At 64.3% G+C, this 12,907-nt stretch carries 10 protein-coding genes; 5 read left to right on the top strand and 5 right to left on the bottom strand.

What is annotated here, in order from left to right; genetic code table 11:
- Nucleotides 1–174: 174 nt before the first annotated feature.
- Complete coding sequence (locus M2D63_RS10740; protein WP_285862893.1) at nucleotides 175–807, bottom strand: response regulator transcription factor; 633 nt, start codon at nucleotides 805–807, stop codon at nucleotides 175–177.
- Nucleotides 808–814: 7 nt separating this feature from the next.
- A complete protein-coding gene (locus M2D63_RS10735; protein WP_285862862.1) occupies nucleotides 815–3,205 on the bottom strand; it encodes a PAS domain S-box protein in 2,391 nt (796 codons plus the stop codon).
- Nucleotides 3,206–3,299: 94 nt separating this feature from the next.
- Between M2D63_RS10735 and M2D63_RS10730 the strand changes: the two genes are divergently transcribed.
- On the top strand, nucleotides 3,300–4,304 hold the full coding sequence (locus M2D63_RS10730) for an alpha/beta hydrolase family protein (RefSeq protein WP_285862861.1): 1,005 nt from the start codon (nucleotides 3,300–3,302) through the stop codon (nucleotides 4,302–4,304).
- On the opposite strand, the gene M2D63_RS10725 is transcribed toward M2D63_RS10730, so the two are convergent.
- The 3 genes from M2D63_RS10725 to M2D63_RS10715 are packed head-to-tail and all read right to left on the bottom strand — an operon-like array spanning nucleotide 4,301 to nucleotide 6,760.
- Nucleotides 4,301–5,065 (bottom strand): TerB family tellurite resistance protein, encoded by a 765-nt coding sequence (locus M2D63_RS10725; RefSeq protein ID WP_285862860.1) that lies wholly within the window; start codon nucleotides 5,063–5,065, stop codon nucleotides 4,301–4,303. The two genes, M2D63_RS10730 and M2D63_RS10725, sit on opposite strands and share 4 nt — an antisense overlap.
- A gap of 1 nt (nucleotide 5,066) precedes the next feature.
- On the bottom strand, nucleotides 5,067–5,738 hold the full coding sequence (gene murU, locus M2D63_RS10720) for an N-acetylmuramate alpha-1-phosphate uridylyltransferase MurU (RefSeq protein WP_285862859.1): 672 nt from the start codon (nucleotides 5,736–5,738) through the stop codon (nucleotides 5,067–5,069).
- Nucleotides 5,735–6,760 (bottom strand): aminoglycoside phosphotransferase family protein, encoded by a 1,026-nt coding sequence (locus M2D63_RS10715; RefSeq protein WP_285862858.1) that lies wholly within the window; start codon nucleotides 6,758–6,760, stop codon nucleotides 5,735–5,737. The genes murU and M2D63_RS10715 overlap by 4 nt, the downstream gene beginning before the upstream one ends.
- A gap of 129 nt (nucleotides 6,761–6,889) precedes the next feature.
- Here M2D63_RS10715 and M2D63_RS10710 point away from each other — a divergent pair, with 129 nt between their 5' ends.
- The 4 genes from M2D63_RS10710 to rsmA are packed head-to-tail and all read left to right on the top strand — an operon-like array spanning nucleotide 6,890 to nucleotide 12,828.
- The gene (locus M2D63_RS10710; protein ID WP_285862857.1) at nucleotides 6,890–9,739 is read left to right on the top strand and encodes an LPS-assembly protein LptD; all 2,850 of its coding nucleotides are present in this window, start codon (nucleotides 6,890–6,892) and stop codon (nucleotides 9,737–9,739) included.
- A complete protein-coding gene (gene surA / locus M2D63_RS10705; RefSeq protein WP_285862856.1) occupies nucleotides 9,720–11,039 on the top strand; it encodes a peptidylprolyl isomerase SurA in 1,320 nt (439 codons plus the stop codon). The genes M2D63_RS10710 and surA overlap by 20 nt, the downstream gene beginning before the upstream one ends.
- Nucleotides 11,036–12,025 carry a 4-hydroxythreonine-4-phosphate dehydrogenase PdxA gene (gene pdxA, locus M2D63_RS10700; RefSeq protein WP_285862855.1) on the top strand — a complete coding sequence of 330 codons (990 nt, stop codon included), beginning with the start codon at nucleotides 11,036–11,038 and terminating at the stop codon, nucleotides 12,023–12,025. Before surA ends, pdxA begins: the two co-directional genes overlap by 4 nt.
- The gene (rsmA, locus tag M2D63_RS10695) at nucleotides 12,022–12,828 is read left to right on the top strand and encodes a 16S rRNA (adenine(1518)-N(6)/adenine(1519)-N(6))-dimethyltransferase RsmA (RefSeq protein ID WP_285862854.1); all 807 of its coding nucleotides are present in this window, start codon (nucleotides 12,022–12,024) and stop codon (nucleotides 12,826–12,828) included. The genes pdxA and rsmA overlap by 4 nt, the downstream gene beginning before the upstream one ends.
- Nucleotides 12,829–12,907: the final 79 nt, after the last annotated feature.

Below are 12,907 nucleotides of genomic sequence, written 5' to 3'. Positions count from 1 at the left end.
GGATTGCCCTACAAGGATGACGCTTTCAGACAAGACCCGAGGGATTCTCCGGCTTCAGTATCGCCATCGCTGGCTACGCCAGCTCCCACATACCTAGTCCCTGTGGGAGCTGTGGGAGCTGTGGGAGCTGGCGTAGCCTGCGATGGCAGCACCACGATGTCGCAATTGGAACACTCAGACCAGCTTGTGTTCCATGGCGTACTTCACCAACTCTGCCAGCGAGTTCACGTTGAGCTTCTGCATCAGGCGCGCCTTGTGGGTGCTGATGGTCTTGTTGCTCAGCGCCAGTTGCTGGGCGATGTCGTTGACATTGGCGCCCTGGGCCAGGCGCTCGAACACCGAGAACTCGCGCTCGGACAGCAACGAATGCAGCGGCCGGGCATCGGTCAGGCCGACCTCGAAGACCATCCGGTCGGCCAATTCCGGATCGATGTAACGACCGCCGCCGGCCACCCGCCGGATCGCCGCCAGCAGCAGGGCCGGATCGCTGTCCTTGGTGGCATAGCCCGCCGCCCCGATCTTCAGCGCCCGCGCCGCCATCTGTGCTTCGTCATGCATCGACAGCACCAGGATCGCCGGCGGATCGTTCAGCGCACGGATCCGTGGAATAGCCTCCAGGCCATTGACGCCGGGCATGGAGATATCCAGCAGCACCACCTCGCACTCGGTATGGCGCAGGGTCTCCAGCAACTGCTCGCCATTGGCGGCCTCCCCCGCCACCTGCATGTCCTTGGCCAGGCCGATCAATTGCTTGATACCCTCGCGGACGATGGTGTGGTCTTCGGCTACCAGAACTCGAATCACGATACCGCTCCTATTTCAGAGGAATGCCCACGCTCAGGCTGGTGCCTTCGCCCGGTTCGCTTTCCAGGGTCATTTGCCCGCCCAGCATCAATACCCGCTCACGCAGGCCAACCAGGCCGAAAGAGGCCGGGCGGTTCTGCTCCAGCGCAAAGCCGATGCCATCGTCGATCACCGTCAAGCGCAAGGTCTGCCCATCCAGGCTCAGGTTGATCTGCACAGTATGCGCCCGGGCATGGCGCATGACATTGGTCAGGGCCTCCTGGAGGATGCGAAACAGGCCAATGGCCTTGGCATCGCTCAAGGGTGGCAGATTTTCCGGCACCTGGACCAGGCAAGGAATCTGCGTGCGTGCTTCAAATCGCCGCGCCTGCCATTCGATGGCCGAGGCGATGCCGGCATCCAGGATTGGGGGGCGCAAGGCCGTGGCCACATCGCGCACCAGTTGGAACAGCTGGGCAATCAGGCGCTTCATGCTGGCCAGGCGCTCATTGAGGCCGGGGTCGAGGTCGGCGTAGGCCAGTTCGCACATGGACGTTTCCAGCTTGAGCACGGTCAGCATCTGCCCCAACTCGTCATGCACTTCCCGGGCGATGCGCGCCTTTTCTTCTTCCCGCACGCTTTCCAGGTGCGCCGACAACTCTCGCAACTGTTCCTGGGAACGCGCCAGCTCAAGCTCGACCCGCTTGCTCTGGGTAATGTCCCAGACCACGCCGTCCCAGACCACCCGGCCATCGCCCAGGCTGCGGGTACTGGCCTTGATGTCGGCCCAGCGCTGCTCACCGTCGCGGGTCAGGATGCGGCCCTGCCAGGACCAATCGCGGTCAGTGGCCAGGGCCAGGTCCTGGACCTTGTGGTAATCGGCCCGGTCCTCCGGGTGCACCAGATTGCGCAAGCCCATGTCCGGGTGCTGCAGGACTGCCGGTGAATAGCCGACCAGCGCCTCGCTGCCCTCGCTGATGTACGGAAACTCCAGCTCGCCTTCCGCCGGGTTGCGCTCCAGCCGGAACACCAGCCCCGGCACATTGCCGGCGATGCCCTTGAGCCTGGCCTCGCTTTCGCGCAAGGCCGCCAGGGCGCGACGACGCTCGGTGACATCGGTGAGGAACACCACCAGGTACTCGGCATCGCGAAAGCGCAGGAAGCTCAGCGACACATCCACCGGCAGCAGGCTGCCGTTGGCGTGCAGGCACTGGGTTTCGAAATGCTGGGCAGTGTCGTTGCTGGCCCGGGCGCGCTTCCACAGTTCCAGCCAGCGGTCCATGTGCAGGTTGGGTTCGAAATCGATCAATGGCCGGTCGATCACCGCCCCTTCGGGGTAGCCGAGCATGCTTTCGGCCGCCCGGTTGGCGTAGCGCACATGACTGTCCCAGTTGACCCAGAGGATGCCCACCGTGCTCTGGTCGATGGAAAACTGGCTCAGGCGCAGGGCCTCCTCCCGCGCCTGGCGCTGGTTGATGGTTTCTCGGGCCGTGAGCAGGTTGTGCTCCAGCTGGCGCAACTGACGCCGCTGCCAAACAACGATGGCCATGCAGCTCAACAGCAAGGCGGCGAGCAACAATCCCAGGTTCTGCCAGAAACCGGGCGACTCGCTCAGGCGCGGGTACTTGGGCTCCAGCCAGCGCTGGTGCAATTGCTCCAGGTCCTTGGCCGGGATGGCCTGCAAGCCGCGCTCGATGATTTCTGCCAGCTGTGGCCAGTCGCGCCGCGACGCCACACGCAGCAACTGCGGCAAGCCAATATCGCCGACCACGGCCAGGTCGCTGAACTCGCTCTCCCGCGACAGCCGGCTCAGTTGCGCTTCGTCGACCACGGCATAGCGGGCCTGCTCGCTGAGCACCAGTTGCAAGGCCTGGCGTTCCTGGGGAACCCCTTGCAGGTTGAGGTTCGAATAGGTGGCGCGCAGGTAGTCGGCCACCGCACTGGGCATGCGTACCGCGACCCGCTCGTTGTCGACGAGCTTTTCCAGGTCCACCGCCACCGCACCGGTACGCGAGCCGACGATCAGTTGCGGCACGCGCATGTAGGGATCGCTGAACAACCACAGGCGCAGGCCGGCCGGGGTCTGGGTCAGGCCGGGCGCCAGGTCGACTTCGCCGGCGAGCAGTGCATGCTCCAGCGACTCCTGGTCAGGAAAGTTGCGCCAGGTCAGGTCCAGCCCCAGCGCGCGGCCCAACCAGTTCATCAGCTCGACATTGACCCCGTACAGCTGTTGCAGGCGCCGGTCGAACTGGGCGAAAGGTGCCTGCAGCACCAGCCCGACCCGCAGGCTGCGATGCTGCTCCAGCCATTGCTGCTGCGCCGGCTCCAGCACCACGGCGCCGGGCGGCGTGACTGGTGCTGCCGATGTGATCAAGGGCAGGCACAAACAGCCGATAAACAACAGGCAGCGCAATGACTTCATCTGCACTCTCATCAAAGGAAGGATGGCCAGCGAGCATGGCCGTCCCGGACAAATACTATTAGGCTGCCGGTATTAATCTGGCCTGGATCGATCCATGTTCTCACTGTATCGCACGACGCTTCCCGCGTTCTGCCTTTCATTGATATTACCTTGTAGCGCAAATGCGGCTACTGGCGAAACGCCAGAAGCGGCTGCCGACACCCCGCCTGCCGCGGTTCAGCGCCAGCCACTGGCCGAGCGCAGCCAGGAAGATGCCCAGGCCCTCGAGCGCCAGGTGCCCAAGGCCGAGCAGCAGATGCTGCAAGCGGGCAGCGAGACCTTCCTGGCGTTGTGGAAGCCGGCCAACAGCAGCGAACCCGAGGGGGCACTGATCATCCTCGCCGGTGCTGGCGAAACCGCCGACTGGCCAAAGACCGTCGGCCCCCTGCGGCGCAAGTTCCCGGATGCCGGCTGGCACAGCCTGAGCCTGAGCCTGCCGGACCTGCTGCAAGACAGCCCGCAAGCCCGTGTCGAAAGCGCAGCGCCGGCAAATCAGCCCACCGCCGAAGGCCAGAGCGCGCCGGCCAAGGACACCCCAGCCGACGCCAATGCCAGCGTCGAACAGGCCACTGCCGTCGACAACGAGGCGGCCGAAAGTGCCACGCCATCAGCGGCCGTCAACAGCGATGACAAGGCCGACGCCGAGCGCATCTTCGCCCGCCTCGATGCCGCCGTGGCCTACGCGCAGCAGCACAACGCCCGCACCATAGCCCTGGCCGGCAGTGGCAGCGGCGCCTACTGGGCTGCCCGCTACCTCAATGAGCGCCAGCCGGCACAGGTGCAGAAACTGGTGATGATCGCAGCGCAGACACCGGCGCAAGCTGAACAGAGCCTGGACAGCCTGGCGCCTTCGCTGAGAGTAGCGACCGGCGATTTCTACTACAGCAATCAGGCCCAGGCCCGTCGCGCCGCCGAACTGCGCCTGCAAGCGAGCAAACGGCTCAAGGACAACAGCTATCGGCAGGTGGCCCTGACCGCCATGCCCGGTAACAGCAAGGCGGAACAAGAGCAATTGTTCCGCCGCGTGCGCGGCTGGCTGAGCCCGGAAAACGTCGACTAGAAGCCGCGGCGCTTGCGGATGATCGCGTAGGCCTGATGCAGTTCACGGGTACGCTCGGTCGCCTCGCGTACCTGGGCCGGGCTGGCGCCACTGCCGACCAGCTTGTCCGGATGGTGACGGCTGAGCAAGCGCCGATAGGCCTGCTTGATCTGCCCGGGCTCGGCCTCGACCGCAACCCCGAGCACGCGCAAGGCGTCCTGATAGCCGAGGCTGGCACTGGCCAGCGCAGGACGCTGGGGTTCGTACTCCAGCGCCAGGGCCTGGACCTTGCTGGCCGACCACCCCAGTTGCTGGCCCCAGTCCAGCAGCAGCTCGCGTTCCAGGCGCCCGGCCCGACCATCGGCCCAGACCATGCGCCAGCACGCGCGCAGCATGCCTTCGGCCGCGTGGGGTTGTTGCTTGAGACGACGCAGGTAGTGGCCCAGGCGCTCCTTGCCCCGCTTGCCGCGGTTGAATGCAGCGATCGCCCGCCGGCGTACCGGCTCGCTCATCCCCAGGCGTTGCATTTCCTGGCGCGCCTGCTGGATATGGCCATCGACCACCCGCCCGTCGCACTTGGCCAGACGGCCGAGCAGCACGAACAGCACCTCGTCGTCGCGCAGCACCGGGCGTCCACCCAAGCGCTCGCGCAGGTGCGCCCAGCTGTGCAGCTGCAAGCGGCGATCCATCGCCTGGCCCAGCAATGCCCCCAGCAATGCGCCTGGAATGCTGGCAATGGCGAAACCGGCCCCGGCACCAATCACTGTGCTCGGCCACAGCATCTCAGTGGCGCCCGGCGATCAAGCGTTCGACTTCGGCCAACCGCTCCAGGGTGCCGACATCCACCCAGTGCCCGTTGAAGTACTCGCCCGACACCAGGCCTTCAGCCATGGCCTGACGCAGCAACGGCGCCAGCTTGAATGCACCGGCGCTACAGCCTTTGAACAGTTGCGGGTCGATTACCGCGATGCCGCTGTAGGTCAGGGTGTCCGCGTCTTCGCTGCCGTCGCTGACTTGTCCCTGTTGCAGGCAGAAATCGCCCTTGCCGTGATGGCCGGGATTGTCTACCAGCACCAGGTGCGCAAGGCCGGCAGGCTTTGGCGGCAGCTGGCTGAAGTCGTAATCGGTCCAGACATCGCCGTTGACCAGCACGAAGGGCTCATTACCCAGCAACGGCAGGGCCTTGAAGATCCCGCCGCCGGTCTCCAGCGGCTCACCTTCTGCGGAATAACTGATATTCAGCCCCAAGCCCGATCCGTCGCCCAGGTGGGCCTCGATCTGCGCCCCGAGCCAGGCATGGTTGATCACCACGTCCTTGAAGCCTGCGGCCACCAGGGCGCGCAGGTGGTATTCGATCAAGGGCACGCCCGCAACCGGTACCAGCGGTTTGGGCGTGTGCAAGGTCAACGGCCGCATGCGCTCGCCCTTGCCGGCGGCCAGGATCATCGCCTTCATGGACGCTCCCCGGCACTGGCCTGGAGGCTCTCGATCAGCTCGTCGAGCTCAGCCAGCTCCGGACGGCGGGCGATCACTTCATCTATATAGGCAAAGAAGCGCGGTACGTCGGTCAAGTAGCGCGGTTTGCCATCGCGGTGACAGATGCGGGCAAAGATGCCGATGACCTTGAGGTGGCGCTGCACGCCCATGAGGTCGCTGGCCCGATGGAAGTCCTCGAAGTCCTCCTGCACCGGGATGCCCTTGGCCCGGGCCTGCTCCCAGTACTGCTTCAGCCAGCCTTCGACCCGTGCCTGCGGCCAGCTCAGGAAAGCATCCTTGAACAGGCAGGTGACGTCATAGGTCACCGGGCCATACACCGCATCCTGGAAATCCAGCACCCCGGGGTTCGGCGTGCTTTGCATCAGGTTGCGCGGCATGAAGTCACGGTGCACCAGCACCTTGGGCTGGGCCAGGGCGCTGTCGATCAGCAGGGTGCTGATGCGCTGCCAGGCGGCCAGCTGCACATCGGTCAGGCCCAGGCCGAGTTCGCGCCCCACATACCATTCGGGGAACAATTCCAGCTCACGGCGCAGCAGGGCTACGTCGTAGCTGGGCAGGGGGGCGTCCATCGGCAGCTGCTGGAACGCCAGCAGCGCCTCGACGGCATCAGCGAACAGGCCATCGGCGTTATCGGCATCGATCACATCGAGGTAGGTCTTGGTGCCCAGGTCGCTGAGCAGCAGGAACCCACGCGCCAGGTCCTGGGCATGGATCACCGGGACATTGACCGAGGCGCTGGCCAGCAAGTGGGCAATATCGACGAAAGGACGGCAGTTTTCTTGCGGAGGCGGTGCATCCATTACAATGAAACTGTGGCCATCGGCCTGCCAACGAAAGTAGCGACGGAAGCTGGCGTCGCTGCTGGCGGCGGTCAGGGTGCCGGTCGGAACGGCACCCCAGTCTTGGGATTGAAACAGCTGCGCCAGTTGTTCGGCGAGCCAGGCTTCCAGTAGTTGCAGGCGTACATCGTGTTCAGGCATTACAAGGGTCTCCGACGGCCCTAGCCGTCAAGCGGGTCATGCTTTATTATCCAGCATCTTTTTCAGACCATCGAGAGGCGTGCGGCCCCACCGCGGGCAGATGGCACGCAGGAAGCCCGGACTAATAAGATGGCATTGAAATCCCCCGCGTTTCGTAAAAAATTCCCGTTGCTGGTCACCGGCGGTTTGCTGGCGCTGCAACCGCTGGCCACCTCGTATGTGGTCGCCGCCGAGCAGTTCGACTGCCAAGTGTCCGCTGCCGGAGGCTGGGACTGCAAGCCCAAGACCAACGCTGCGCCTCTGCCCCCCCGCCCAGTGCACCAGGGTGCGGCCGCCGCTGCCGCTGGCGAGAGCACCGCAGCCTCCGGCGAAGCCGTCGAAGCGCCTGGCGAGACGCCAATGCTGGTCACCGAGAGCAAGGGCCGCGGCCTGAAGACCCGCAGTGCCGATTACAGCCACCTGGACTGGGTACCACGTGATCAACTGACCCCGGCCCAGCTCGCCGAAACCGGCCCCTACTGCGCCGGCGCCTACGTCGAGCCGATCCGTCCGGGCATGCAAGACACCACGCCGAAGGACGAAGCACCGACCTTCATCGGCGCCAAGGTTTCCCGCTACCAGCAAGAACAGCAGATCGCCACCCTCGCCGGTGACGTGGTCATGCGCCAGGGCAGCATGCAGGTCGAAGCCGACGAGGCCAACCTGTACCAGGCCGAAAACCGGGGCGAGCTCAGCGGCAACGTCAAGATCCGTGACAACGGTTCGCTGGTGGTCGGCGATCACGCCGACATCCAGCTCGATACCGGCGAAGCCAAGGTCGACAACGCCGAATACGTGATGCACAAATCGCGCATCCGCGGCAGCGCGCTGTACGCCAAACGCGCCGAGAACGCCATCATTCGCCTCAAGGACGGTACCTACACCACCTGTGAGCCGAACAGCAACGCCTGGCAGCTCAAGGGCAACAACATCACCCTGAACCCGGCCACCGGCTTCGGTACCGCGACCAACGTCACCCTGCGGGTCAAGGATATTCCGGTGTTCTACACACCTTATATCTACTTCCCGATCGACGACCGTCGCCAGTCCGGCTTCCTGCCGCCGTCGTTCAGCACCAGCAGTGACACCGGTTTCACCCTGGTCACGCCGTACTACTTCAACCTGGCGCCGAACTACGACGCCACCTTGTATCCGCGTTACATGGCCAAACGTGGCCTGTTGATGGAAGGCGAGTTCCGCTACCTGACCGAATCCAGCGAAGGTCAGTTCGGTGGTGCCTACCTGAACGACAAGGATGACGAGCGCAAGCTGCAGACCGACTACGAAGACCAGCGCTGGATGGTCAACTGGCAGCACAAGGGCGGCCTGGATTCACGCGTGTTTACCGAGGTCGACTACACCGACATCAGCGATCCGTTCTACTTCCAGGACCTGGAGACCGACCAGATCGGCGTCGAGAGCCGCGACTACCTCAACCAGCAGGGTGCCATGACCTACCGCGGTGACGACTACACCGCGCGCCTGAACGTGCAGGCCACCGAGCTGGCGACCATCTCCCAGATCACCCCGTATGACCGGCTGCCTCAGGTCACCTTCAACGGCATGCTGCCGTATCATCCGGGCGGGTTCGACTTCAGCTACGAGACCGAAGCGGTGCGCTTCGACCGTAACCTGAAGGACGACCTGGTCTTCGACGAAGATGGCAACCCGGACCCAACCGCCGGGCTGGTGACCGATGCTTCCGGTAACGTTATCGGCGGCAAGCGACTGGACGAGAACATCTTCGGCGTTGCCCGTTCGAACGGTACCCGTCTGAATGCCGCGCCGATGATCAGCCTGCCGCTGCGGGAAACCTATGGCTTCCTGACGCCTTCGATCAAGTACATGACCACTCATTACGATCTTGATCTGGACGGCAAAGGCAAGAACGACCTGGCGACCGCCAGCCCGGAAACACTGGCGCTGCAGGGTGAGTTCCATGGCACGCAGAACCGCAATGTGCCGATCTTCAGCATCGACAGCGGCCTGTACTTCGACCGCAACACCCAATGGTTCGGCAAGAACTACCGGCAGACGCTGGAACCGCGCCTGTTCTATCTCTATGTGCCTTATGAAGACCAGCGCGACATCCCGGTCTTCGACACCAGCGAGAACACCTTCAACTACGCCTCGCTGTTCCGCGACAACCGCTTCTCCGGCATCGACCGTATCGGTGACGAGAACAAGCTGTCGCTGGGCGTGAACAACCGCTGGATCGAAGAAAACGGCTTCGAGCGTCAGCGCCTTGCCGTGGGTCAGGCCCTGTACTTCCGGGATCGCAAGGTGCAACTGCCGGGCGTCAACTTCGACGATCGCAAGGATGCCCAGTCGGATGTATCGCCGTACGCACTGGAGTACGAGTACAAGTTCAACCGCGACTGGCGCTTCAACTCCGATTTCAACTGGGATCCGGACAGCCGCAGCACCCGTTCGGGCAGCGCGATGTTCCACTACCAGCCTGAAGACAACGTGAACAAGGTGGTCAACCTCGGCTATCGCTACCGCAACGACATGGTGACCTACAACAGCACCACGGGTCGTTGGCAGGTCGGTGGCGGCGACTACCTCACCCCAGGCGAACCGGGCTACATCAAGGACTACTACAAGATCGAACAGCATGACTTCTCGGTCATGTGGCCGATCGTTCCACAATGGACCGCGATCGCTCGCTGGCAGCACGACTACAACCGCAACCGCACGCTGGAAGCGTTCGGTGGCTTCGAGTACGACAGCTGCTGCTGGAAGCTGCGTCTGATCAACCGTTACTGGATCGATTACGACGACTTCAGCCAGGCGACTCCGCAAAACGAAAAAGGCGACCACGGCGTCTTCCTGCAGATTGTGCTGAAAGGCCTGGGCGGCGTAGTGGGCAACAAGGTCGAGTCGTTCCTCGACCAGGGCATTCAAGGTTATCGTACACGTGAAGACCAAGCTTACTGATTGTCTGCGCCCGCTGTTGCTGGGCGCTGTATTGCTGAGCGGCGCGGTACATGCCGCCGTTCAGCCCCTGGATAGCGTTGTGGCCATCGTCGACAACGACGTGGTCATGAAAAGCCAGCTGGACCAGCGCGTGCGCGAAGTCCAGCAGACCATCGCCAAGCGCGGCGGCTCCGCGCCGCCCGCCAGCGTGCTGGACCAGCAGGTGCTCGAGCGCCTGATCGTCGAGAACCTGCAACTGCAGATCGGCGATCGTTCGGGCATCCGCATCACCGACGAAGAACTCAACCAGGCCATCGCCACCATTGCCCAGCGCAACGGCATGAGCCTGGAGCAGTTCCGCGCGGCCCTGGCCCGTGACGGCCTGTCCTATGACGATGCCCGCGAGCAGGTACGCCGCGAGATGATCATCAGCCGCGTGCGCCAGCGCCGTGTGGCCGAGCGCATCCAGGTGTCGGAACAGGAAGTGAAGAACTTCCTCAACTCTGACCAGGGCAAGATGCAACTGTCGGAAGAGTACCGCCTGGCCAACATCCTTATCCCTACGCCTGAAGGCGCCAACTCGGAGCAAATCCAGGCCGCGGCCCGGAAAGTCGGTGAGCTCCACCAGCGACTGCGCAGTGGTGCCGACTTCGCCCAGATGGCGATCGCCAATTCGGCCAGCGATAACGCCCTGGAAGGCGGCGAGATGGGCTGGCGCAAAGCAGGCCAGCTGCCTCCGGACTTCGCCAAGATGCTCAGCAGCATGGCGATCGGCGACATCACCCAGCCAATCCGCATCCCCAACGGCTTCATCATCCTCAAGCTCGAGGAAAAGCGCGGCGCCGGCAGCAGCGTGGTGCGTGACGAAGTTCACGTACGCCACATCCTGATCAAGCCAAGCGAAATCCGCAGCCCTGAAGCGACCCGGCAACTGGCGGAGAAACTCTACGAGCGCATCCAGAACGGTGAAGATTTCGCCGAGCTGGCCAAGAGCTTCTCGGAAGACCCGGGCTCGGCGCTCAACGGCGGCGACCTCAACTGGGTCGACCCCAACGTCCTGGTGCCGGAGTTCCGCGAGCAAATGGCCAACGCCCCGCAAGGTCAGGTGACCAAGCCGTTCCAGACCCAATACGGCTGGCACGTGCTGGAAGTCCTCGGCCGCCGCGCGACCGACAGCACCGAGCAGGCGCGTGAGCAGCAAGCGATGAACGTCCTGCGCAACCGCAAGTACGACGAAGAGCTGCAGACCTGGCTGCGTCAGATTCGCGACGAAGCCTACGTTGAAATCAAGCTTCCCGGCGCCGACCAGGCCTCCCAGTGAAACTCAAGCGCTTCGCCCTCACCCCCGGTGAGCCAGCCGGCATAGGTCCAGACCTGTGCCTGCTGCTGGCCACGCAAGCCCAGCCGCACCCCCTGATCGCCATCACCAGCCGTGACCTGCTCGCCGAGCGGGCCACGCAGCTGGGGGTGGCCGTCACCTTGCTGCCGGTAACCCCTGATGCCTTCCCTGACCAGCCTGCCGCCGCCGGCAGCCTGTATGTCTGGGATACACCACTGCAAAACCCGGTGGTTGCCGGGCAGCTGGACAAGGCCAACGCCGCATTCGTCCTGGAAACCCTGACCCGCGCGGGCCAGGGCTGCCTGGACGGGCACTTTGCCGGGATGATCACCGCACCCGTGCACAAGGGTGTGATCAACGAGAGCGGCATCGCCTTTTCCGGCCATACCGAGTTTCTCGCCGACCTGACCGCCACCACCCAGGTGGTGATGATGCTCGCCACCCGCGGCTTGCGCGTGGCGCTGGTGACCACCCACCTGCCCTTGCGCGATGTCGCCGACGCCATCACCCCGGAGCGCCTGGAGCGGGTCACGCGGATCCTGCATGCCGACCTGCAACAGAAGTTCGGCATCGCCAGCCCGCGCATCCTGGTCTGTGGCCTCAACCCCCATGCGGGTGAAGGCGGCCACCTGGGCCATGAAGAAATCGACACCATCGAACCGACATTGGCGCGCCTGCGCAGCGAAGGCATGGACCTGCGCGGCCCGTTGCCTGCCGATACCCTGTTTACCCCCAAATATCTGGAGCATTGCGACGCAGTGCTGGCGATGTACCACGACCAGGGCCTGCCCGTACTCAAGTACAAGGGCTTTGGCGCCGCAGTGAACGTGACCCTGGGCCTGCCGATCATCCGCACCTCGGTCGACCACGGCACTGCCCTCGATCTGGCCGGCAGCGGCAAGATCGACACCGGCAGCCTGCAGGTCGCCCTGGAAACCGCCTACCAGATGGCCGAGACCCGACTATGAGTGAGCAATACCAACACCGGGCGCGCAAGCGCTTCGGCCAGAACTTCCTGCACGACGCCGGCGTCATCGACCGCATCCTGCGCTCGATCAACGCCAAGTCTGCCGACCGCATGCTGGAAATCGGCCCGGGCCAGGGCGCCCTGACCGAAGGCCTGCTGGGCAGTGGTGCACAGCTGGACGTGGTCGAGCTGGACAAGGACCTGGTGCCGATCCTCAACCAGCAATTCGCCGGTCGCGACAACTTCCGCCTGCACCAGGGCGACGCCCTGAAGTTCGACTTCACCAGCCTCGGCGCCGCACCGCGCAGCCTGCGGGTGGTCGGCAACCTGCCGTACAACATCTCCACCCCGCTGATCTTCCACCTGCTCGATAACGCCGAGCTGATCCGCGACATGCACTTCATGCTGCAGAAGGAAGTGGTCGAGCGCCTGGCCGCAGGCCCCGGCGGTGGCGACTGGGGTCGGCTGTCGATCATGGTCCAGTACCATTGCCGGGTCGAGCACCTGTTCAACGTCGGCCCGGGCGCGTTCAATCCGCCACCGAAGGTCGACTCGGCCATCGTCCGCCTGGTGCCGCACGAAACCCTGCCGTTCCCCGCCAAGGACCACCGCCTGCTCGAACGCATCGTTCGCGAAGCCTTCAACCAGCGCCGCAAGACCTTGCGCAACACCCTCAAGGCCCTGCTCAACAGCGAAGCCATCGAAGCCGCTGGCGTCGACGGCAGCCTGCGTCCGGAGCAACTGGACCTGGCCGCCTTCGTGCGCCTGGCCGACAAGCTGGCCGAACAGCAAGGCGCCCAGTAAGGCCCTCGCCTGGCCAGTCATGCCCGCATGACTGGCCGGCACCCCCGCCAATGGCCTAGACTGACGCAATCGCCGTATT

Source organism: Pseudomonas sp. BJa5, assembly GCF_030272875.2.
Lineage (GTDB): Bacteria > Pseudomonadota > Gammaproteobacteria > Pseudomonadales > Pseudomonadaceae > Aquipseudomonas.
Note: the sequence above shows the minus strand (reverse complement) of the source record. Positions and strands in the feature narration are given on the sequence as shown.

Bases quoted from the DNA above. Each gene is read 5' to 3' on its own strand.
- rsmA (WP_285862854.1), top strand. From the start codon at position 12,022: ATGAGTGAGCAATACCAACACCGGGCGCGCAAGCGCTTCGGCCAGAAC.
- M2D63_RS10730 (WP_285862861.1), top strand. From the start codon at position 3,300: ATGTTCTCACTGTATCGCACGACGCTTCCCGCGTTCTGCCTTTCATTG.
- M2D63_RS10735 (WP_285862862.1), bottom strand. From the start codon at position 3,205: ATGAAGTCATTGCGCTGCCTGTTGTTTATCGGCTGTTTGTGCCTGCCC.
- M2D63_RS10710 (WP_285862857.1), top strand. From the start codon at position 6,890: ATGGCATTGAAATCCCCCGCGTTTCGTAAAAAATTCCCGTTGCTGGTC.
- murU (WP_285862859.1), bottom strand. From the start codon at position 5,738: ATGAAGGCGATGATCCTGGCCGCCGGCAAGGGCGAGCGCATGCGGCCG.
- M2D63_RS10725 (WP_285862860.1), bottom strand. From the start codon at position 5,065: ATGCTGTGGCCGAGCACAGTGATTGGTGCCGGGGCCGGTTTCGCCATT.
- M2D63_RS10715 (WP_285862858.1), bottom strand. From the start codon at position 6,760: ATGCCTGAACACGATGTACGCCTGCAACTACTGGAAGCCTGGCTCGCC.